Source organism: Winogradskyella eckloniae (assembly GCF_013249045.1).
In the GTDB taxonomy this organism is placed as follows: Bacteria; Bacteroidota; Bacteroidia; order Flavobacteriales; family Flavobacteriaceae; genus Winogradskyella; species Winogradskyella eckloniae.
This window is the reverse complement of sequence record NZ_JABRWP010000010.1, coordinates 37,651-62,849: the sequence shown is the minus strand read 5'-3', so window position 1 is coordinate 62,849 and position 25,199 is coordinate 37,651. Positions and strand designations below refer to the sequence as shown.

The following is a 25,199-nucleotide window of genomic DNA, read 5'->3' as shown; positions in this document are numbered from 1 at the left end:
TCAATTACAACGTTATGGTTCTAAACGTTAGATTTATTCTTGGTTTTTTTACTTTTTTAGTTGGTGGTAAACGGTGTAACCAATTGGTTTGTGTTGCTCCTTTCATTACTAAAAGACTTCCTTTTTCGAGATAAAAATCTACCTTTTGTTTGGTCACTTTATGTTTAAACATGAATTTACGTTCCGCACCAAAACTCAATGAGCCAATTGCACCATTTTTTTTTAAATCTTTTTCTCCATCACTATGCCATGCCATGCCTTCTTCGCCTGTATGATATAAATTAAGCAAACAAGAGTTATAGGTTTCTCCCGATTTCTTTTCTACCAGTTCCTTTAGTTCTAAAAGTTCTGTAGTCCAAGGCAAGGCGTACTTTGTAGTGTTAGAATAGGTGTAATTAAACTCCTGATCTCCATACCAAGCCACCTTACGCTTGGTAACAATAAGCTTCCCAAATAGTATGGCTTTATCATTTTCCCAATTAATATTACGAAGTAATCTTTCATAATAATCTTGAGCTTTTTTTATAGGCATTATAGGACCATAATAATTAACGATGCCATCAAATGGAAGGTGGTTTAAATTTATGTCCGCATTAAATAAATCCAAAAGAAATCATTTTAAATGGTATTCTAAAACTTAGAATTTACTAGTCTATACATTAATACTGCGGTAATTTTTGCTTGTCTTTCTACCGTATTTAAATTACCAGATTCATAGATTGTATGATCTCCACCACCTCCTGTTAGTCCTAAACCATCAATGGCCATATCTACATATTCTGAAGTAAATGATATATCGGCAGCTCCAGCATGTCTTGGGTTAACCGCAGTCACTGAGCCAAACCCTAAATCTTCGCTTACAGTATTAAAATAATTTAACAACTTTGTATTTCCTTCTGATAATGATAATGGCGGATAACCTCCTGAAGAAAACACAAGTTGTGCTTCGGTTTTTGGATAGCTTTCAGAAACAATCTTTTTCATAGTTTCTTTTGCTTTTTTTAATTGGTCTAAAGAAACTGCTCGTAAATCGCCACGTACTATGGTTTCTTGAGAGACCACATTAGATTTTCCATAAGCATGCCCTCCAGTTGCATCTGCATCTGGCTTTAATGCTGTACCTCCAATTATAAAACCAGGATTAAATGTTAAGTTTTTTTCTTTAGAGAGTTGTTTGTAAAATTCATTTAAAATCCTCGATGTCTCATAGATTGCACCTACGCCTACATCATCCAAAAATATTTGCGAAGAATGGGCCCGAACACCAGACACTTTAAGTTCCCAATCTAACGAACCTCTACGAGCAACAACAATCGTTTTGGGGTTGTTATCCCCATTTTCAAATCCTAAGGCTATATCAGAACGTTTTGCGGCTTCTATTAAATCTTTTTTAGACAATTCTAGAGGCTTTCCACTTTTTTCTTCATCACCTGTCATAATAACTTCTATGGTCATATCCTCTAATACACCTGCATTTTTTAAGGCTTGTAATGCTAAAATGATAATCACGTCACCACCTTTCATATCGGCAACACCAGGACCTTTCATAATAGAATCGTTTTCCATAGTATATTCTTGCAAAGGGCTATCTAATTCAAAAACAGTATCTAAATGTCCTATCATTAAAATCTTTGGTCCTTTTGTACCTTTTTTTGTCGCCACTAAATGTCCGGCTCTGCAATATGCCGTCCCGTCTGTAAGTTGAGTTTGAAACCCTAGTTTATCGAGTTCATTTTGAAACAATGTACCAACCGCTCTAACACCTTCAAAATTCATTGTACCGCTATTGATATTAACAGACGTTTTTATCAATTCAATAGCACCATCTAGATGTTTATCAACTGCTTTCACAATTTTTCGTTCTAGTCTATTGTTTTGTGCAAAACCAAACATTGACATCGTTAACACTACTAGAGCAAAGGGTATTTTCTTATTAAAGACTTTAAAAGGTATCATAGGAAGTGGTTATAAATATTCTATCTGTAAATTTAATATTAATAGCAGTTGTGAGATTAAAAAAAACAAGAAATTAAAGTCCAAACCCTATCTTATATACGTATATACCAAAGTTGTACAGAGAATAATTCAAAAATTAATGTTAAAATTACGTTGAAATTACTATTTTCGTGCATTAACAAAAATTAACACTAAAACTATTAAAATGAAAAAAGTTGTATTAAGTTTAGCACTAGTTGCTGTATTAGGATTATCATTTACTTCTTGTAGAGAAACTGCTGAAAATGCTGCTGATGCTGTTGAAAACGCTGCTGATGCTACAGGTGATGCTTTAGAAGATGCTGCTGACGCTGCAGGAGATGCTGTAGATAGCGCTGCTGATGCTGTAGAAGGTGCTGCTAATGATGCTGTTGATGCTGCTGGTGATGCAGTTGATGGCGCTAAAGAAGCTGCTGGTGATGCTGTAGATAGCGTAAAAGAAGGTGCTGCTAACGCTGTTGATAGCGTAAAAGAAACTGCTAGTGATGCAGTAGACAGTGCTAAAGAAGCTGGAAAAAATGCAGTTGACGGAGCAAAAGAAGCAGGTAAAAGTGCTGTAGATAAAGTAAAAGGAATGTAATATTTCTTTTATCTAAAATACAAAAAGTCTGATGTTATATCAGGCTTTTTTTTGTGGCAATTTTTACAGAATTTACATAGTAGATTCACTTAATTTAAGATTACTAGGTATCACAACTGTTTGTAATTTATTAGTGTCATTTTTTAAACTATCAATTAATAACTTACAAGATATCTCACCTATTTCGTGTGCTTTTTGATGTATTATTGAAATTTTAGGACTTGCTAAGAGTGGCGTGTGATCAAAACCAAAACCTAGAACTGACAGGTCCTTTGGAATATTTCGATTTAATTTCTTTGCCATATTTATAGCCACTATTCCGGTAATATGGTCTATGGACAAAATGGCATCAATTGTATCATTAGCCTTCAAATAATCATGTATTGTTTTTTCTATATCTGTATCTACGGCATGATCTAATTTTAAAATATGAGGTTTTAATTTATGATCCTCTAATGCCTTAACATAACCTTCAGTTCTCAATTTACCTACGCTGAGTTCTTCAATATTACTTACCAATAAAATGTGCTTTCTTTTTTCTGTTTCTATTAGATATGTAGTTGCGTCATATACCGATTGAAAATCATCAACTATGACCTTATTACATGTGATTTCATTAACGACTCTATCAAACATTAATACAGGAAGTTTACTATCAATAACCTCCAAAATATGCGCAGTCTCATTTTTTACCTGACTTTCTCTTGCAACGGCCATTATAAATCCATCAACACTTCCATTAGACAACAATTCAAGACTCCGTTTTTCCTTAATAAAAGTTTCATTAGACAAACACACAATGATATCATAATCGTTATTTGTTGCCGTCTTTTCTATACCGTGTAACACCTCAGCAAAAAACGGATTTGTAACCGTTGGAAGTATAACACCGATGGTTTTTGATTTATTTGTTTTTAATTGCTGTGCTATTCTATTGGGTTTATAATTAAGTTTTTCGGCTAACCCTTTAACACGTATTCTTGTATTTTCACTTATTTCATGACTATCATTTAGTGCTTTTGAAACGGTAGAAACCGAAATATTTAAGAGCTTAGCTAATTCCTTTAGTGTTGTCATACTTTTTAAATTAAAAAGAGCGTATAATATACGCTCTTTAATTCTGATATTAAAAAATTCTTATATCAGTTTTTAATCAATTTCATCGTTTGTGTACCCAAAGCTGTTGTAATTCTGGCTAAGTATATACCGTCATTAAATTCTGATGCATTTATTTCTACTTCAGAAGATTCAGGATGCACCATAACAACGTTTTTCCCTAAAATATCCAGGACTTCTACACTTACCATAATAGTATCTGTAATAATATGCCAAGCATCTACCGCAGGATTAGGATACACTCTAAGATTGTCTAATTGCGACCCAACCGATGCTATGCTTAAAGTTTGTTGTGGCGCATTCCATACATAGCTCTGCGTTTTGTTTCCATCTACCTTAATATATCGGTTCGTAAAAGTTCCATCTGTTGAAGTTTCAGGATCTCCAGGATTAAAACTTTCTTGATCAGTCCAACCATCAACGGTGAACTTAAATTGGTAAGCAAACTCTTCTAACGTCAGGGTTTTTTCCCAAATACCACTTCCCATATCTGTCATTTCATTTCCACAAGATCCACACCATGCTCCAAATCCTTGTGAATTAAAGTTTTCACCATTCACAAAAACAGTTCCTATGGTTCCTGTATAACCACTCATATCAACAGATAAGGTAACGGTAAAAGGGCCATCATTGCCATCCGTATTTTCTGCACATGCACCAAACATTGCTGTTGGTAACACCATATCGGCACCTGCAACAACTAATCTTCTATTGGTATTACCATAATTAGTAATTGTACAAATATCACCTTGAGAAAAGCTATCTTGGCCTGCCCAATTATCGAACGTAAATTTATACTCATATTCACCATCATTTAAAGGCAAAGTTGCCTCCCAAATTGTTCCTGAGGTATTTGTCAATGGATTTGCATCTCCACTCCATCCATTAATACTTCCACTTACATAGGCTTGTGTAAATGTTTGTCCTGCCATATCCACACTAAAAGTAATATTACTTTGAGCAAAGGATACTATGCTAACTATTAGCATTGAAATTAAAAATGTAGTTTTTTTCATAATTGTTTATTTATTTATAGTTATTAATTTATAAAAAAAGTTTCAGAACTCCAATTACAACATCGTCTTTCGTCTATTTAATTCTTCTCTAACTTCATTGGCACGTGCTTCCGTAACATCATAATTTCGCATGATATACATGGCAATAAGAGTTCCTAAAATTGGAAATCCAGAAAAGAATAACCTTAAACCAGATATGGCACTTTCTGGCTGCACTTCTAATGCAGAATCAAAACCTATAATAGTTAAAATGACTCCACTTAATCCTCCTGCAATCCCAAAACCAAACTTGACCATCCACCAATATATCGCTCCAAAAACACCTTCTCGTCGTTTCCCTGTTTTTAACTCATCTAAGTCAATCACATCTGCGGTCATTGACATCATTAATGTAAACAATCCGCCAATTCCAAATGAGAAAAATGGTAAAGCAAATAGAAACATATAAGGTTTACCAGGAATAAATAAAAACCATAACATTATATAACCTGCTACGGAAATGCCTTGTGAGACCATAAATGCTTTTTTCTTTCCTAACACTTTAGACATTTTGGCAACAATAGGTATTACAATAAATGTAGTTACTATGGCGCCAATACTACCAAATAATGTTGGCCAAATACCTGCTGCTTCTGCATCGCCATTAAAAAGATAATATACAATTATAAAAAAGGTAAAACTGGCAACGGTATTAAATGCATTGAACACAAAAAATGTAGCAAAACATAATTTTTTAAATGCCGCAGACTTAAAAGCTTCAACAAAGTTATTTCCTATTTCTTTTAAACTACCACCTATATTCTTTAGAGTTAATGGCGAATAATCTTCATTAAGCGTAGATTTACTATTGATAAAAATCGCTGGAACCATAGCACAAATGGCAAATATAACACCAACCCAAACTGCTAGTTCTCTTACAGCAATATCAGCTGTTGAATACCATTCTGGATCGTACATAATTACCCAAAACCAAGGTGCAATTACCCATGCCCATTGACCAATCCATTGAGCGATCGCCATGATGCTTGTTCGTTCATGAAAATCATTGCTCATTTCATAACCCATCGCTACATAGGGCACACTAAATATGGTTAAACCTAAATAGAATGCAAAAGAGGTTAATAAGAAATACCAAAAATTATAATCTAGAGTATTCTCTCTAAACAATTGCCACATAAAAATAAAAGCGATACCCATTATTACCGCACCAATAAAAACATATTGACGTCGCCTACCAAAACGTGATTTTGTATTATCGGAAATATAACCCATAATTGGGTCTGTAATAGCGTCAAAAATTCTTGGTGCCAATGACACCACACCCCACATCCATCCCGGAAAACCTAAATCTTTTACCAATACCACAATAAAAATACCGATAACTGCTGGGAACATTTGGTTGGCAAGCATACCAACTCCAAATGCTATTTTTTGACTTAGCGATACTTTATTTGCTGTAATAGACATCTTAATTAGTTTTTGTAGGTATTATTATGGTTTGAATAGCTTGAGGATTAATTTTCACTTTTGCGGTTTCTTCTTCTAGTGTTAATGTAAAATCCTTTGAAGTTTTACCTTCGTTAAATAATACAACTGCAATAGAACCATCTGGATTTTTAGCGGCTGTAACCATTAAGTCTATATTTGTGTTTTCTACGCCAATAACCTTAGCATTTGGTCTTATATATTTGCTAAAATGAGCCATTGTATAGTATAAAGGTGTAAAGTAGACTTCGTCAGAATCTGTATCTACAATTACAGGAGCAACACACCAGTTTTTAAACCAATTTGGACCACCTTGTTTATCTAACACCATATTCCAGTCTACCCATCCATCAACCCAATTGTTTAGGCAACCAATAATATCTCTAGCATAGCGATTTACTGGTGCATATTTAGGGTGTAAGTGTTTGTCTTCTGCTGATGCCCAATCCCAACCCCAATCTGTAGCTTCTTTTTTCCAATACCACGCATCATCCTGCCATTTTGGTATTTCAGAATCGACACAGCCTTCAGTTTCTATAAGATATTTATTAGGCGCTTTGTGATGAGCATATTGTAATTCTTCGGGGAAATAATCGAAAGTACTTTCGTACCAATGTATTGCTAATCCATCAAAATATTTTGATGATAACTCATCTTTATACATCGCATCTACCCACTCTTTAATTCCTTTTCTGTTTTGGTCATATCCCAATATATTGACATCTCCAAAACCATCATCTTCTAATTTTGGGCCTAAATGGTTTTTTACAAAATCGGCTTCTTCTTCTGGCGAAAAGTGCATGCTCTCCCAGTTATGACCATTACCATGAGGTTCATTTATTGGTGTTAAACCCCAAATATTTATACCTTCTGCTTTATAGGCATCTAAGTATTTTGAAAAATACAATGCAAATGCATCATAGTATTCTGGCAATAATTTTCCACCAACGTAGGCTTTATTGTCTTTCATCCATGGTGGAGATGTCCAAGGTGAGGAAATAATTTTAAAACCATCTTGAGAAATAGCTTGAGCCTCCTTAATCATTGGTATTAAATCGTCTCGGTCTTCATCAATACTAAAACTCTCCATTTCTTTATCATCCACTTTTGGAGCGTATGTGTAATTATTTAATGAAAAATCACAAGATGCAATATGTGTTCTGGTTAACGAGTAACGGGCACCATCTTCTGCGAAATACGCTTGAAGAATAGTATCTCTATTCTTTTTACTCAACTTATTTAATAAGTAAGCTGACGACTCTGTAAACGACCCTCCAAAACCTGTAATGGTTTGAAACTGTTGTTCTGGTAATAATTTTATAACGGTTAACGTGTCTGCTGTAGAACGTTCCGTTATTTTAGTGAGTTTATGACCACGTTCTGAAGTTTCGTAAACCTCAACGTCTAAGCTTTTAATTTCTTTTTTTTCAGATGTACAACTGATTACAGTAAGAATTAAGAATACGATTGTACTATATCTCGATAATTTCATGTGCCTTTATTTGTTGTTTTAGTAGTATAATTGGGCAACTACACCCCTAAAGTCCCTTAAGGGACAGTCCAAATAGTTTAATTTTTAGTTTTATTTACATTTGTATAAATGTATTTGACAACATCAAATACTTGTTTTTTGTTTCTATCGATGTCTACAATGCCCCAAAATTCTTCATTAGGGCTACCATCAAAAGGAACTCCTGTACTGTTTGGTGCTGTTCCTCCGGTATCTTGTACATTATTATTTCCTGCTTTCCACCAACCATCTGTAAATTGAAATAAAGTAACTCCTGAGCAAATATCTTGTCCGTTAAATGTGGCATTCAAAATAATTTCTGTAGCATCAGCTTGCATTGATTCATTAACACCTTGTTTATATTTATCGGTAGCCATTTGCATATAACTATCAGCTCCTGTTTCAGACAAATACATGGGTTTGTCACTAACTTTTTTCCATTCTTTAAATATAGTTTCTGGTCGTACGGAACGATATACATTCATGCCCCAAACATCGATATTTGGACTCAAGGATCGTGCTAATTCTTTTGGCAAATCGCCATGTGCCGTAGTTACAGGATGAAATGGATCGTTTTTATGAATTACAGCTGCAGCTTCATTCATAGCTTTATACCAATTTTTAATATCGCCATCAAACCATTCTGGATGATAGTTATATTCGTTACCCAATTCCCACATTAAAATAGCGTTGTGGTTTTTATATGTATTGACGTAATCTATAAATGTGCCCGAATAAATATCATTTTTTCCGCCTTGATTGTATCCAAAACCCATAATAATTTTTATACCAGAATTACTGATTTCATCAAGAACGCTTTCTTCTAGAATTGGCGCATACACTCTAATTGTATTGACGCCAGCCTCTACCATGAGCTTTAGGTCTTCAGTCAAAGTTCCAAAATCTCTTTTAGTTGAATCACCTTTAGGTACAGGATGGTAGCAAATACCTTTAATGACATACACCTCTTCATTTAACAATAATTGCCGACCAGAAACAGATACAACATCTTGTTTTACTGTAAGGTCATCTGCAGCATTAGTGTCTAGATTTTTTGTTTCATTTTTACATGAGACCAACCCAACTAACAGAGCAGCTATGCATAATATTTTTCTCATTTTTAGTCTTTTGGATAATCTGTATTTGGTACCAAAACGGTTTTCATTAACATCTCTAAATTGCCATCATAGGTTTTAGTAATTGGTTTCCCATCTCTTGTTAAACCTTCAAAAACACCTTCGTCAACCATTTGCCATAACGGATATTTGGCTTCGCTATTTAAGTTTATTAAGCCAAAGTGATTTTCAGAACCCAAAGGATTTTGACCATCTTTCCATTGTTCATCAAAAGCTTCGAAATAGAAACAAGATATATTGGCTTTATTTGTCCACTCGCGCATATGCTTATAATACAACCCTTGTTTATATTCATCTGTAGCTCTAGAACCATTTTTACCATAATGCCCATTAGAGACGGATGCCCAACCTGTTTCACCTATGTAAATCGGTTTGGAAACACCAATACTAGCCATGTAATTTGAAACACTATCGTACTGTGCTTTAGCAAAATTCATGGCTCTTAACATGGCCTTATCTACCTGTTCTTTTTCTGACAAATCTGCTTCATTTTCTGGCACTTCCCAGAATCCTGAATTGTAATGCGATTGATGATAAGGATAGGTATGCATTGAAATATAATCTACAGCATTAGCCAATTGCTCTAATTCTTCAGTATGATAACTTGCATCTCCTCCGCCCCATGATGAAAAATCGTCTGAGCTCGTTATCCATAAGTCTGCTGGTAATTCTCCCGATTTTTTTAGGCCTTGAAGATGATTCACCCATTTTAAAATAATCGCAGGTTCTACATAATAACTTGTAGCCCATTTTACCATGGCTTCATTTCCAACGGCTAATATTTTCACAATGTTTGGATACTGTTTTGCCAATTCTACTGCGGTTTTAACCTCAATAGGATTACGTTCACTTTCTTCAGAATGAATTGGCTCGCCTACTTCCCAGTTGAATGCATTTTTACAATCAATCCAAATACCTAACATCACGTACATTTCAAACGTTGCATCTTCTTTTTTCAGTTCGGTAATGGCTTTCAATACATTCTCGGCATGAGCAAAATGGACATTATATGTTCTTAGCACCTTTACTCCCATGGCACTTAGTATTTTTATATCCTCTTTTAACTGACTGAGTGTTGGCTGTAAGTCTCTATTCTTTTCCCTATAACCTCCATAAGACATCGCCAGATAATCTGAATTTCCTAAAATATCTTTTGCACTTACTGGTTGCACTTCTTTTTCTGGACTGTTTTCATCTTGCTTCTTATGATCATCTTTACACGACAACACGATTAAAAAAACAAATACACAAACGACTAATTTTAAACACTTGTCCATTACTTTCCTTTATTTTGATTTTATAGAAACTATTATTTTATTGACTTCACCAGTACGCTTAAAAATCTTTTCACTGGTAACGACATCGAGCTCTAAACCTTTAAACTTTAATAATGAATCATCTGAATTTACAACTTCAATAGCATTGTTGGTGCCTTGCTGAAAAATTATTGGGACTTGACAATAAGTAAAACAAAGTGATCCTTTTTCTAATGAAACCGTCTTTTGTGTTTTATCAATCCCCGTGTAATTAAAATCTTTAGCGTCGCTTAAAAACTCCTCACTTCTCAAAAGTCTTGGGTTAAAAAACAATTTACCATGGGCTACAAACACACCCAATTCTCCAAAACGACACAACACATCTTCTTTTACTTGCCCTGTCATTCCTGGTTGCTGTGCGCCTTTGCCTCCTGGTGTATGTGAATAAGGATCGGTTGGAAAAGCACCATATAACTCTGGCGATTTATGAACACCAATACCTGCATTTATTTCATAATAATGCTCTAACAATCTTCCTATAACGTCTTCACTTTCATTTTTTGAAACTGCCAATAAGCAATTTTCTTGTACGGCTAATAATAATTTAGAAACCATATGCCAATATATAGATCCTAACCCTTCATATCCATAAAAAGTACCAGAACGACCTGTAAAGGATTTATGATCAAACATGGCTTCAAAAATGTCTAATAATAAGTTTTTTTCAGCCTTAATTAAGGCATCATATTTTCCTTCAGGCAATGCATGCAATGCCGCTCTTAGGCTATCTGCATTATTAAAATTTCCGTTAAAGTGATACTCACCCGTAACATCCTGCTCAATAATCTGCTTATTATTATCCGCGAGCAATTGCTTTAATAATTTTGATTGTTCTACTGATTTAGCCGGAATCGTATTTCTATCTACAAAGCGTGCTAATTGTTTATTCGGATACAAAATATAACTGTATTGATCTGGCCTAAACAGTGCACTAGCTTTTAAAGCATCTAACAGACTGAGCGCCTCCTTGGGTTCTAAATATCCTGAACTTAAGACAGCAACCTGACCTTCTAACATTTCAGATAAATACGATATAGAAATTTCTTGATCATTCTCAACGGTCATTAAATTATAGGCATGATACAAATTATCTGAACGTTTATTAGCCTCTATAGTATGGTCTAAATACTGTTTTAACACCGTAAAAAAGTCAAGCAAATTGTTTTTAGAAATGGCATCCTTATCACTTGAAAAACCTAATTCATAGATTTTTAATCTATAATCACTTCCTGCAGAGCCAAGACCATCTAAAATAGTTTTGCGGACTTTATCTGACACTTTACCTGATAATGCGTGGACATTATCATTTAATGTTAACACTACGTTTTCAAAAAATGATTTTAATTCTGATGAAAGCAAATAGGTTTCATCTGATGTTTGATTTACAATGCCTTCAAAGAAATTAATAAAACGTCTCAGATAATACAGCGTAACCATAGACACTCCATTACCAACCAAAGCATTATTGGCGTCGTTCCATTCTGGTCGTTGTGTGTTTAACCAAATTCCGCCTTCTGGTATAAAATTAGACACTTTAGCCAACACTGTTGCTAATAATTTCTCAACTAAATTAACTTTATGAATAAAGTAATTTTGGTCTCTTAGCAATGCGCCATCAGCGCCTAACCTTTGCTTTACTGTATTTATTTTCTCATCTAAAGCATGATCAAAATCAATAGTGTCTTTAGGATTTTTTAATGTCTCTTGATAGCTCCTAATCTTGTATGGTACATTGGCATACACAAATACATCTTGACTAAAACTGTTTGCTAGTTTATGTGGTGCATGCTTTTCAATGAACTCCAAGAACTTCAATAAATAAATAATTTGATGATCTCCCCAATACCCAATGTATGACCATGGATCATCTGGTTCTATGGTTTCCCAATCAAATCCATCTTTAGTTACACGGTATGGATTGTAACCTTCAAATGTCGTTGCATTTAAAAATTTATGAATCATGCCTTCCATAAACTCCGGATAAGCATGTGCTAACGTTTCCCAATTCTGAAAAATATCTCTCCAGTTGCCTTGGTAATCTAGAATTTTAGAGCCATCAACCTCACTTCGCGTATTAATAGAAAACTTATTCCAAGGTCGGCTTGGATCTCCATGTCTTCGACTAAACTTTAAGGGCAAATATTCATAACACAGGCGTTTAAAATTACTATCATCGTCCTGATCTGCAATGTTTTTTATAAACTCTACCTTGAAAATATCTGGAAGATTGTTTAAAATAGCCTCCTTACTTTTTGATACTTTTACATTGGCCTTAGCCATGTATTTTAAAAAATCTGCTTTTTCAATGTTATAATCATCATCAAAAATACCACCTCTCATAATATTGAAAAGCGTATTTGCAAAATGACGTGTATCTCTTAGTTTATCATCCGTTAATTGAATACCATCTGAAGCACCAACCAATGCAATAAGGTGCTCTGTACCTGCATCAATATCTTCTTGCACAAGGGTTTCAATAGCGGTATTGTGTTTTATTTTTTCGAAAATATTATTAACGGCACTTACCGTCTGATTCACATCTGCTACCAACATCCATTTTTTCTCTTCAGCAGGACTTAAATGACTAGTTTTGGATAGAAAATAAGCGCCCTTTTCTGCCCTAATATCATTTTCTTCTACAAGGGCTTTTCCATTTCTAAAATTATCTAACTGTAACGCTGAAATTAAATGCGTTGGATTATCTAATCCTGTTGACCACACAGTATTTGCTTTTAAAGCTTCACTAGGCTCTGCTTTATCTACTATGATGGCGCTTAATGCAAAAATACCAATACCAGAATCTGCTTCTAACTCACATTTTTTATAAGCATCAATTAAATTACTAGTCGCATTTTGAAATACAGAATCTAAGCCATAGGGTAAAATATTCTGAATGCCATCTAAGAATGTTACATTAACAAGTTCTTCAGAATTATTTATAATACTAGACTTTCTAACAAAACCATATTGATCACTTGTGTTCCACTCATATCTGAAGGTAAGTTTTAAATCTTCATTGATTTCTTCAAAAAGTACTTTATTACCATAACTGTTTTTATACAAATTGCGTTTGGTAGCATAAACCCCTTGGTAACGATTAGAAAACGGTTCCCATAAAAATGTTTTGTCATCTTTATGCACCTGAAATATAGTTTTACTTCCTGTGGTTTCTAATGATTCTGTGATTTTATCATCCGTGTAATAAGGAAATAACGCATTGTTAGAATCTTTACGACCTGCAGATAATGCTCCGTTACTTGAAATAAACAACCAGTGATTAGAATTGCTTACCAAACTCATAAAGAATGGTCGCATTTTATCACTGTTAGAGATTTTGTAATACGTTTCATTTTGAAGCGTTACAAGTTCTCCTTTGACTTCAAATTCATCGTTTGAAGCGATTTTATTTCCTATGTAGATTGGATTTTTTGTCATTGGTAAATTATAATTTCTAATCGTATTTTTAAATAAAGTTTACTGAATATGATAATATTTTCGTAATCAATGTTATATATGATTTAGCTTGAATTTCATTTAGATAATAAGGTCGAGCACAAAAAACTCGACCTTTTGTAACTTAAACTTAACTCAATTAATCGTTATGTGTTTTTATTGATAAACTCTTATATAATCTACTTCCATTGTATCTTCAGTGAATGCAGGATCAATGGTGCCTCCTAGCGTCCCTCCCATTGCAATATTCATTATAAAAAAGAAGTCTGCATTAAATGGTAAATCGGGATTATTTGTTAATGTCATAAAAGGGACATCGTCTAATGCTATTTTTATAGTGTCTTCATTCCATTCAATAGAATAAATATGAAATTCTGTTGACGCATTGGCAATTGCTGTAGTTTCGCCATAACTCGCATTTGCATTTGTGCCATTATCAAACCAATGACATGTTCCTAAAGTGGTGTCTTTATCCCAACCTGTTTGTTCCATGATATCCATTTCACCACAATGAGGCCAACCTACAGTTGGAAAATTAGAACCCAACATCCATATGGCAGGCCATGTACCTTCGGATGCTGGCAATTTAGCTCTTATTTCTGCTTTTCCGTACGTAAACTGTTGTAGACCTTGAGATTTAATTCGTGCTGATGTATATCCAGTGCCATCAGCTTTAGCTGTAATTTTCAAAGATCCACCTTCTACAATAACATTTTCCGCGTTGTTAGTATACGTTTGAACTTCTTGGTTTCCCCAACCACCAGCACCTAAGTCGTACGTCCAATTGGCTGGATCTGGTGCTCCATCTACATCAAACTCATCAGACCAAACTAATTCGTAAACTATGACAACATCTTCCTCTTCTTCTTCAGAAGTTATTGTAAACCACCAATCAAATTCTCCGTTACCATCTGTAGATCTTAAAACCAATTCATTAGGTACAGATCTATCAAAAATCTCATAATTATGACTTCCACCAATGTAATATGAAATAAATCCTATGCCACTTAAACTTATGGTTTCTACACCTCCTGGCGCAATTAAAACATAGTCTTCTACGAAGTCAGAATAAGGTAAATTCTCTACATCTGCTCCGTTTTCCGTTCCTCCAGATCCTAAATCACTTATTAACCCAACTCTGCCAAAAACAGTACCTGAAGTATCTGTACCTGCCTCATCATTTGTGTGATTTGTGATATAAGTAAATGAACCGTCTGCGTTAAACATAAAGCGATCATCATACATACCTACTCCAACTTTTTCATCAGGACCAGCACCATACCATTCTGCTGGTACAGTTCCTCCAACAGGACCTAAACCAAAATGTCCTGCACCTTCTGATTTCATTCTCCAAACTTTAGTGCCGTCTCCGATTAAAGTATCTAGCAAATCTTGAGGAGGTGAGTATGTTGCTAAAACTTCAATTGTAGTTGAAATAGAGGTAGACAAGCCACCTGTTCCATAAGCAATTACAGTGACATCATAAGTATTAACACCTAAATTAGTGAACAATGCCTCAAGCTCTCCTGAAGGTGCATTTCTCTCTGTTTCATTATAAAAATATTTATAACTTATAGCATTATCTGCGTAAGCAACAAAATTAACTACACCACTACCATCTCCATATAGATTTGAATCATCTTGTCCAAAAATTTCTGAAGATATAACCAAGTTACTTGGTGCTACAATATCTCCTATTGATGCATCATCTTCTTGACAACTGAATAGACATAGAAAAACGCCTAAAAGTGCAACCGAATTAAATATTAAATTTTTCATTTTCAATTTTTTTAAATTTTAGTAAGCTTATATTGCCAAAATACACCTGCTCCTGACTCAATATATACATCCATTGTACTATTATTATCAGAAAGCGTAACGTTATAAACGATAGACTCAGGAACCGCTACATTAGGTAATTCACCTTGGTTGTTTGCTTTGGGCAAACCAATATAAGCTCCTGTTCCATTAATAGTTAGCGTTCCAGCTGCCTCGTCATAAACGTATGTTGCAGCTGCACTACCATCGTGCGGCGCAACTGGAGCACCACAAGCGTCACTTCCGCCTTGCCAAGGTTCAATCCACGTTTCAGTACCAAGAACATTTGCAAAAGAATTATTTGCACCAAATACATAAGTATCGTCAAAATAACATGATCTATCTGCTACACAGCTATCATCACATGCAAACCAACTTGTATCTCCAACACTAGGACCAACGCCTAAAGATCCACTCTCTGAAGACATTTGCCATGAACCTTCAATTGGTGAACTAACCACTGATGTATCCTTGACCAATCTATATTGCCAAAATACGCCTGCTCCAGACTCAATATAAACATCCATAGTATTGTTATTATCAGAAAGCGTTGCAGTATATGTAATAGAATTAGGCACAGCCACGTTTGGTAACTCACCTTCGTTATTCGCTTTTGGAAGACCAATATATGCTCCAATACCAGAAACAGTAAGTGAACCAGAAACAGCATCAAAAGTATAAGTTGCTGCAGCTGACCCATCATGAGGTGCTACAGGAACTCCACATGAATCAGAACCGCCTTGCCATGGCTCAATCCAAGTTTCAGTTCCTAATACGTTTGCAAATGAACCATCTGCACCAAACACATAAGCATCATCAAAATAACATGATCTTTCAGCTACACAGCTATCATCACATGCAAACCAACTTGTGTCTCCAACGCTAGGACCAACACCTAATGAACCGCCTTCAGAAGACATTCTCCAAGTTCCTGCAATTGATACTTCTTCTGTTGCTGCACGATAAAAATAGATATTATCAATAAATGCAGTTCCTCCATCACCAAAAGGAGTTCCAACATACTTTAATTGATGTATATCGTTAACTGTAAAACCTGTTTGACTTGTAAAATCTGAAATAGGAATATCAATAGTTGTCCATTCGTTAGGCGTTAAATCTACTACAACCGGACGCTCTCCGTTAGAAACACTTATTAAAGAAACTTCTATTGTTTGCAAAACATCTGCTGTCCAAACATCTAAGTGTAAATATTCCATTTGAGAAACATCAATGGCTTCACCTATCTGATTTCCTTGATAACTTAGATTACTGTATTGTAACATTTCATCACCTTCTAAATCGAATAACGACCATCCGCTACCACAACATCCTCCTTGACCCCAATCTGGGAAAAAATCCGAGCCTTCTACATCTGTATATGAAGAACTAAAAATAGAAATAACATCCGCACTTGCTCTAGCTGGCGGAATATCTGCAGATGCTAAAGGCTGCAAAATTGCTGTAACTTCAAATTCTTCTGAATAACTTGTAGTAGCAATTGCGCCTCCCATTGCCTCAACAAATATGGTATAAATACCTGCTTCTTGATAGGTAAATGATATTGTTTCGCCAATATTTACAGTTGTTGGATCCACAGTTGGGTCTTCTCCAAAAGAAACCTCATAGTACATTGCAAAATCTGCAGAAGCCGTTACGTTAACCGTTTTGGATAAAGTTCCATCATTTTCAATAGTAACCACCAAATTTTGAGGTGCTTGAAACGAAACCACTATTGTCTGTGAAATCGTGGTAGACAAATCATTTAACCCATACGCTGTAATTAATACGTCATAACTTCCTTCCTCATATGTATGGTCTAAACTAGAACCTGGTGTAATTGCATCAGACAATTCTGAGCCATCACCTAAGTCAATCACAAAATTTGTTACGCCCTCTCCAAGAGGAGTTAATGTCACTAAACCTGAATTATCTTGAGTTATAGTAACATTTGCAGAAATATTAATTGGTGCTTCTATTGCATCTACAAAATCTGTATTATCATCTTCTTTAGTACAGCCGTAAAAGACTATAACTAAAAGACAAAATCTTAATGTGTGTTTTAGTATTTTCATGCTTGTTTTTTTTTAATATCCAGGATTTTGATTCCAATTACCATTAGAGAATTGAATTTCTTCAATTGGTATTGGGAATAATTCATTTTTATTTGAAGAAAATCCATCAATTTCTGATCCTCTATCAGTTCTCACTAAATCGAAAAAGCGATGTCCTTCACCAACTAACTCTACTCTTCTTTCGTGATATATAGCTTCAGTAAGTGTTGCTCCTAAAGCACTAACTTCATTATCAGTATTTCCAAATGCTCTATTTCTTACTCTATTTAAATAAAGCTGCGCTTTAGCATCATCTATTCCTCCTCTATTAAAAGCTTCAGCAGCCATTAATAATACATCAGCATATCTAATAGCTCTATAGTTGTTAGGATTTGTTAAGTTTTGATCACCTGTATTTAAATCACCTTGTCTAGCAATATATTTTCTGTTATAATACCCTGTATGCTCAAAACCAGTTCCAAATGTAGCTCCTGTATCTGCTGCCCAATCATTAATATCTAAAATTGCAACATCTTTACGTAAATCACCATCTTCAAACTCATCTACAACGTCTTGCGTTGGAACATTAAAACTAAATCCGGAATCAAACATTGGTCCGTTGTAATTTCTAATTCCGTTAAAACCAACAGCTACATTTCCTTCACTACATTGTAGACATCCAAAACCTGCACCTTCAACATCTGTATATTGAACTTCAAAAACAGATTCGATTCCATTTTCTCCTGCGTTTTCAAAAATCGTATCATAATCAGAAACCAAATCGTATGGTCCATTTATAATTAAATTGTCTAAAACTGTAGCTGCTTCTGCAAATTTGTCTTGATATAAATACGCTTTACCTAATAATGCTTCTGCTGCACCTTTAGTAACTCTACCAATTTGAGGTGCTGTATAAGACAAATTAGCTATTGCGTATTCTAAGTCTGACTCAATTAAAGCATAAACCTCTGATACGGACGATCTCGGAATAGTTGTTTCGTCACCTAAACCGAATCTTTGATCTACTTTCAATGGAATACCTCCAAACCACTTTACAAGTTCGAAATTATAATATGCTCTTAAAAATTTAGCTTCTGCTAATATTATTTCTTTTCCTTCAAAATCTATTTTATTTTGAAATTCCAATAAATAATTTGCTCTATTAACACCTGCAAACATCCAGTTCCAAATATCTCTTAAATTACTATTTACAGACGTATGTATCATGTCATCAATTTGCTGAAAACCTATTACATCAGTCGCACTTTCTCCTCCACACAACGTGTTATCTGAAGCTATCTCACCTAACATAACATTTACGTAGGTTGACTGCAGTAAATCATATGTTGCAATTAATGCATTATAATAATCATCTTCAGAATTAAAATAATTTTCTGAATCTATAGAATATACGGGATCTCTGTCAACGAAATCATCGGTACAAGATGGGTAGCAAACTAAAGCTATCAATAAGGCAAGTACCTTTTTTATACTATTATTTTTCATTTTCATGTTTTTTTAAAAGTTTAGATTAAGACCACATAAATACGTTCTTGGAATTGGGTAAAAACCAAAATCAATACCTCCACCAATAGGTGCTCCACTTGTAGCACCAGGATCATAACCTCTATATTTTGTAAATGTGTACAAGTTGTTAACTCCTACATAAATTCTAACTTTATCTACTCCTATTTTTTCAACAACATCATTAGGTATAGAATAACCTATTTGAACATTTTGAATTCTTAAATAAGAGGCATCTTCTACAAAGTAATCTGAAAATACATTATTAGATGTAGACGCTGTAGTTAGCCTTGGCACTGAATTACTAGTTCCTTCACCTGTCCATCTATCTAAAACGTAGTTTAATCTATTTACATCCGTTAACGTTCTTTCATAATTTCTAACCATATCGTTACCGATTGAAGCAAATGCATACGCTGTAAAATCAATATTTTTGAAATTTAAAGTAAGATTAAGTCCCATAGTAACATCTGGAATGGGATCACCAAGATTTGTTCTATCATCTGCATTTATTTCCCCATCATTATTAACATCAACGAATCTTATATCTCCTGGCGATGCTTCTGCACCTAAATCAATTTGTGAAGGGTGCGCACTTACCTCAGCTTGATTTTGAAAAATCCCATCAGTCTTATATCCATAAAAGTAACCTAGAGGTTGACCCGTTTCCATTCTTGAAATGGCTGGTTGACCCACACCAAATGTTCCTCCTTCAACAAAGCCAGTGCTGTTGTTTACTTCGGTTACTTCATTTTTTAAAGTAGTAATATTATAACTTGCCGATATTTTAAAATTATCTGATATATTATCTTTATAATTTACAGCAAATTCAAAACCTCTATTTTCTACACCACCAGCATTTACTGTTGGAGCAGAACTACCAGGTGCAAATACACCTGTAATTCCGGAAACAGGAATGTTTGATATTAATAGATTATCTCTTTTATTAATAAAATAATCAGTTGTAATATCTAGCTTATTATCCAACAGACGAATATCTAAACCTATATCTAATTTTTTTGCTTCTTCCCATTGCAACTCAGAATTTGGCAATTGACCAATTGCAGTTCCGTTGACTAATGAATTATCAAAAATATATGTTGCCTCACCACTCAGTTGACCAACATATCCGTTATTTGGAATTTGATCATTTCCTAATATACCATAACTTGCTCTCAACTTTAATAAGTTAAAAACACCTGAATCATTAAAAAATTCTTCATCTGAAATAATCCAACCTGCCGTTACAGAAGGGAAATAAGCTACCCTATTTTCAGGACCAAATTTTGTTGAAGAATCTCTACGTAACATTGCAGAAAATAAATATTTCCCTTTATAATCGTATTGCAACCTTGTGAAAAAAGATAATCTTCTTTCATCGTAAGAATAAGAACCTACATCTCTAACACCATCGCCTCCTGTTCCTAATGCCAATGAAATATCCGCAAACTCCCACGAATTATTAGGTACATCATAACCTGTTGCAAATAACCCATTTCCAAAAGTCTTAAAAACCGTCGTTCCTCCTGTAAGAGTTACATTATGATCTTCTAAAAAAGTATTTTTATAAGTTGCATACAGATCCAATGAATAATCATTATCATTAATAGAATTTTGGGCAACACTACTTCTGTTTACATCAAAAACTTTTCCTCCATAATCCACAATCTTTGAAAATGATTTACTTTCGCTATTTGTGGTATTGAAACCAATACGTCCTGTAATATTAAGTTTTTCTAGTATTTGATAATCTAAAGAAACTGTTCCATTCAATTTTCTCAAATCATAATCATTAAATGTGTTTGCTATTTGAGCTAGTGGATTTATAATTTCTATACCTAAACCTGCAACACTTGGCACCAAAGTAAAATCTCCGTTTTCATCATATGCAGATAAAGTAGATGGTGTATTTAATGCATTAAATAAAACCGAACCTAAACCAAAATCATTTACAGAATCTCGATCTAAATACGTATAAATAATGTTTGTACTTACTTTAAATTTATCGGACAGATCAGCGCGAATAGACGCCCTTGCTGTATTTCTTCTAAAATCTGATTTCTTTGGAGCAATAATTCCCTGTTGATAGAGATGAGAACCACTTAAGGAATATGCAATTTTATCAGAACCACCCGAAATACTGAAGTCGTGACTATTGATTGGAACAGACTCATTAAATACTTCATCTTGCCAATCCGTTCCTGCTCCTAAATTAGATACATTAGTATATGGTAGAGCTTGACCTCCATTAGCATAACTTTCATTGAGCAACAATGCATATTCTGTAGCATTTAATAATGGTAGTTTTCTTGAAGTTTCTTGCAGGCCTACATATGTATTATATGAAACTTTAACTTTCCCTCCTTTCTTACCACTTTTTGTGGTAATAAGAACAACTCCATTGGCTCCAATAGTACCATAGATAGCAGCTTGCGCATCCTTTAAAACCGTTATAGTATCGATATCATTTGGATTAAGAATACTTAAATCTCCTTGATAACCATCTATTATTACTAATGGTCCATTAGTTCCATTAGTAGATATACCTCTAATTCTAATATCCAATCCAGCACCTGGTGCTCCAGATTGCGAGGTTACATTTACACCAGAAACTGTTCCTTGCAAAGCTTGTTCAACTTTAACGGGTTGTAACTCTTCTAGTGTTTCCGAACTAACAACGGACACCGCACCTGTTACTTCTTTTTTCTTTTGAGTACCATAACCAATGACTACAACTTCATTTAAAGATTCAGTATCTTCTACTAATGAAATTTTTAAAGGATCACTATTTAATATAGTGATTTCCTGAGTTACAAATCCTAGATAAGAAATAACCACCACAGAATTTAACGGCACATCATTTAAAGTAAACTCACCATCAAAGTTTGTGGATGCTCCTTTCGATGTATTCTTAACGACTACGTTAACACCAGGTAAAGGTTGCCCTGAGGATGCTTCTATAATAGTCCCAGTAACATTTACATTTTGCCCAAATACTGCCATTGTAAAAATGAAGGATATGAGCGTAAAGAGTTTTATTTTCATAGTTTATTATTTAGTTACTGCAATGTAGAACATATCATTGCAAAATTCTCAAAATAATACTATACAAAAAACATACATAATAAATTAATTCAGTAAAAAATAACAATACCACAACAGAAACACCCTTAAATTATAGATTTCTTACAATTATTAAGGTTTTAACAATAATTAACAATTACATTTCAAAAAGTCAAAAATAATAGAAATGTATAGGTAATGTATAGGTGTTTTTTGCAGATGTATAGGCTCTACAGTTCAATGATATAGTTTGTTAAACTCTGTTTGTGATCTAAATCAAGCTTTTTTCTTAAACGATAGCGCTTCACCTCAACACTTTTATGAGATATATTTAGTAGTGGCGCAATTTCTTTTGAAGACAGATTTAATCTCAAATATGCACATAGTCTTAAATCGTTTGGAGTAATAGTTGGATGAAGTGCTTTTATCCGTTGCATAAAATCTTTATCAACATTATTAAATGCTTTTTCAAACAAAGCCCAATCACTCGTATCATTGATACTTGAGTTTATTGTTTTTATTACTTTCCCAACCTCGTTTAAGGATTTGCTTTTTGACAACTCATTTTTAATACTTCCAAGCAACTCATTACGTTTTACTAAATTCATTGTTGCCATACCTAACTCTCTATTTTTATTTTCAATATCAAGCTGTAGATTCTTATTTTTGAATTGAATTAATTGGCGTTGATTTTCTAATTGCTCTATTTCTAGCTGTCGCTGCTTCTTTTCTATTAGTTTTTTCTGAATTTTTTTATAATGTTTTCTATTAAAATAAAACAGGATATAAATAAATAGCAAAGCGAGTAAAAAATAAGTAATTATAGCAATAGACCTTAAATACCAAGGCTTCTCTATAGTAAAACTATATGTAATACGTGTATTAGAAACTTCGCCTCCTGTCTTTGCTCTAGCTTCAAACGTATAATCACCATGAGGTAAGTTCTTAAAAAACACTTCAGGTTCTGCAGACCAATCACTCCATTCATCATAAATCCCTGTGAGCTTATATTGATATTTCGAGGTTATGAACTTATTAAAATTAGCTACACTATAATTAAATTTGATATTATTGGATTTATTTTTAAAAACATCCGTTTTATGTGTATCAATTGGCACTAATGCGTTTGGTAAATTTCCACAAAACACAGTATTTAGCTTAATATCTAAGGCCTTATCAATAAACTTGTTTAAATCCATTACTAAGTATCCTTCAGTAGTTCCGATGAGATAGTAATTGTTCCCTAAATTTAATACGTTTTCAAAGGCAGATTTTGTTTTCCGAGCCATACTTGAAATGGCTATTTTATCAATTTTTGGTTTATGTGTTAAATTACCAGGAGAAATACAAACTATTTCATTCTGTGTAAATCCCCATAATTTATTTTCTTTTTCATCACTTATTAGTTTACCAGACACATAGTGATCTGCACTAAAAACTGAAGATAAAACTGAATCTTTTTGGAACAATTCTTTTTTATCATCATATTCAAAAACCCCTTCTTTAAAACCATACAACACCTTTTCATTGTAGCGCACAATACTGGATTTCACACCTTTATTTACTGGCAGCTCCTTAAGGTTTGTTATGCGTCTAAAAGCATCATCTATTTTAATTTTATAAACCCCTTTATGCTCATGACTTACCAATAGCTCATTAGACGAAATAAATTCTATATATCTTGAAGAAATATTAAATCCTGCTATTTTATTCCTATGACGCCATTGATTATTAATTTTTTCTAAAATATTTAAACCACGATAATTTCCTTGTATCAATAAATTTGGAGCGCTATCAATTTCCTTAATAATCCATGTTCCTAATTCACTAGAAACTTTGCTTGCTGAAAACCCTTCTATAATAAAAGTACCACTATCATGTCCGCAAAACAGCGTGTCATTAATTACAGATAAATTCCAAACTTGACCCTCAGTGCCTTCAACAAATTTAAATTTCTCTTTTGAATCTATTAACTTATAAAACAACCCGTGATTAGTACCTAAATAGATCACTTCATTTACTTTTGCAGACGTGTAAACTGTACCCAACTCTCCTTGCTTATCTTTATAAACCCTAAATGGAGAGTTAATATTTATAACGTTAATACCATTATCGAGCCCTAGCCATATGTTACCATAATTATCTTCTAACATCGATAATACAGTGTTATTACTTAAGCCATAATTTTGGTCAATTCTCAGGAGTTCATTTCCATGTTTATCTAATTGAACGATACCATTTGAAATAGTACCTATCATATAACCTCCATTTTTAAGTTTTATACTACTATAAACACTTAATGTAGATAATAAACTATTTGAAGGTGTCTCCCATTTCGCTATTTCATGATTATTAAAAGTATAAAAACCGTTAGATTGTGTTTGTAACAATAAGCCATTATCTGCCTTAAAAATATTCACCAATACATTAGAATTAATAATCTCAGATGATAGTATCATTTCTGGAACACCATTTATAATCTCAAAAACACCAACGCCTGTTTTCTGAAAATAAATAGCATCTCCTACTTTAAACATTTTATTAATCCTAGCTTCAGATTCAATAATGGAAACACTTGAATTTGCCGTATTATAAACATATATCCTATCAAAGGATTGAAACAACACAAACCCTTCTAAATCAATTATACTCCAAAAGTCTTCATCCTCCTTAATTTTTGTAGTTAAAGCATGTTTTAAGGAAGTGTACAACATTGTACCTTCATTATTTTTTGTCCAATACCCAAAATCCATGTATCCTCCAGTGTAAATCTTATTACCAACTACTCTAACTGATCTTAAAATTCCACTATTAGGCGAATCATAGACATTCCATGTGGCACCATCATATTCTAATAAGCCTTTATTATTAGCCACATAGATATAATTATCCATTGATTGAGATATTTTCCAATTTTGATCTTCTGCTCCATAATCATTAGGAGCAAAAACTTGAATAGGAGGAAATTCTTGCGAATTCAGAATTACACTGAATAATGCAAAAATTATGAATAAAAAATATTTAATATACTGCATGGCCACGAACACCTTAAGGGCTACATTTTAATAGTATAAAATTACGAAGAAATCTATATCCGAAATTTAATGTTAAGGTACTAAGTTAGATAAATAAAAGG

The 25,199-nt window shown here is 33.7% G+C and carries 15 protein-coding genes; 1 reads left to right on the top strand and 14 read right to left on the bottom strand.

Translation table 11 applies throughout. The features are described from left to right. Positions 1 to 4: 4 nt before the first annotated feature. On the bottom strand, positions 5 to 607 hold the full coding sequence (locus tag HNV08_RS14615) for an alpha-ketoglutarate-dependent dioxygenase AlkB family protein (RefSeq protein WP_173282099.1): 603 nt from the start codon (positions 605 to 607) through the stop codon (positions 5 to 7). Positions 608 to 630: 23 nt separating this feature from the next. Further along, entirely contained in the window at positions 631 to 1,956 is a 1,326-nt protein-coding gene (locus HNV08_RS14610; protein WP_206677694.1) for a M20/M25/M40 family metallo-hydrolase, read from the bottom strand. 205 nt (positions 1,957 to 2,161) lie between these two features. On the opposite strand from HNV08_RS14610, the gene HNV08_RS14605 reads away from it, so the two are divergent. Further along, entirely contained in the window at positions 2,162 to 2,575 is a 414-nt protein-coding gene (locus HNV08_RS14605) for a hypothetical protein (protein WP_173282098.1), read from the top strand. A 72-nt stretch (positions 2,576 to 2,647) separates the two neighbouring features. Here the strand turns inward: HNV08_RS14605 and HNV08_RS14600 are convergent, their stop codons facing one another. The 12 genes from HNV08_RS14600 to HNV08_RS14545 form a co-directional block, all read right to left on the bottom strand. Then, a complete protein-coding gene (locus HNV08_RS14600; RefSeq protein ID WP_173282097.1) occupies positions 2,648 to 3,652 on the bottom strand; it encodes a LacI family DNA-binding transcriptional regulator in 1,005 nt (334 codons plus the stop codon). Positions 3,653 to 3,717: 65 nt separating this feature from the next. Continuing rightward, a complete protein-coding gene (locus HNV08_RS14595) occupies positions 3,718 to 4,707 on the bottom strand; it encodes a T9SS type A sorting domain-containing protein (RefSeq protein ID WP_173282096.1) in 990 nt (329 codons plus the stop codon). A 54-nt stretch (positions 4,708 to 4,761) separates the two neighbouring features. Continuing rightward, positions 4,762 to 6,174: an MFS transporter gene (locus HNV08_RS14590; protein ID WP_173282095.1), complete on the bottom strand. Its 1,413-nt coding sequence runs from the start codon at positions 6,172 to 6,174 to the stop codon at positions 4,762 to 4,764. Between the two features lies 1 nt (position 6,175). Then, positions 6,176 to 7,684: a glycoside hydrolase family 30 protein gene (locus tag HNV08_RS14585; RefSeq protein ID WP_173282094.1), complete on the bottom strand. Its 1,509-nt coding sequence runs from the start codon at positions 7,682 to 7,684 to the stop codon at positions 6,176 to 6,178. Positions 7,685 to 7,761: 77 nt separating this feature from the next. After that, the gene (locus tag HNV08_RS14580; protein WP_173282093.1) at positions 7,762 to 8,820 is read right to left on the bottom strand and encodes a glycoside hydrolase family 2 TIM barrel-domain containing protein; all 1,059 of its coding nucleotides are present in this window, start codon (positions 8,818 to 8,820) and stop codon (positions 7,762 to 7,764) included. A 2-nt stretch (positions 8,821 to 8,822) separates the two neighbouring features. Then, on the bottom strand, positions 8,823 to 10,115 hold the full coding sequence (locus tag HNV08_RS14575; protein WP_173282092.1) for a glycosyl hydrolase family 17 protein: 1,293 nt from the start codon (positions 10,113 to 10,115) through the stop codon (positions 8,823 to 8,825). Positions 10,116 to 10,124: 9 nt separating this feature from the next. Next, positions 10,125 to 13,589: a hypothetical protein gene (locus tag HNV08_RS14570; protein ID WP_173282091.1), complete on the bottom strand. Its 3,465-nt coding sequence runs from the start codon at positions 13,587 to 13,589 to the stop codon at positions 10,125 to 10,127. Positions 13,590 to 13,763: 174 nt separating this feature from the next. Next, on the bottom strand, positions 13,764 to 15,386 hold the full coding sequence (locus tag HNV08_RS14565; protein ID WP_173282090.1) for a glycoside hydrolase family 16 protein: 1,623 nt from the start codon (positions 15,384 to 15,386) through the stop codon (positions 13,764 to 13,766). An 11-nt stretch (positions 15,387 to 15,397) separates the two neighbouring features. Beyond that, a complete protein-coding gene (locus HNV08_RS14560; RefSeq protein WP_173282089.1) occupies positions 15,398 to 17,497 on the bottom strand; it encodes a hypothetical protein in 2,100 nt (699 codons plus the stop codon). A 12-nt stretch (positions 17,498 to 17,509) separates the two neighbouring features. Then, entirely contained in the window at positions 17,510 to 18,988 is a 1,479-nt protein-coding gene (locus tag HNV08_RS14555) for a RagB/SusD family nutrient uptake outer membrane protein (RefSeq protein WP_394353403.1), read from the bottom strand. Positions 18,989 to 18,994: 6 nt separating this feature from the next. Further along, positions 18,995 to 22,045 (bottom strand): SusC/RagA family TonB-linked outer membrane protein, encoded by a 3,051-nt coding sequence (locus tag HNV08_RS14550; RefSeq protein WP_173282087.1) that lies wholly within the window; start codon positions 22,043 to 22,045, stop codon positions 18,995 to 18,997. Positions 22,046 to 22,293: 248 nt separating this feature from the next. After that, on the bottom strand, positions 22,294 to 25,098 hold the full coding sequence (locus HNV08_RS14545; protein WP_173282086.1) for a triple tyrosine motif-containing protein: 2,805 nt from the start codon (positions 25,096 to 25,098) through the stop codon (positions 22,294 to 22,296). Positions 25,099 to 25,199: the final 101 nt, after the last annotated feature.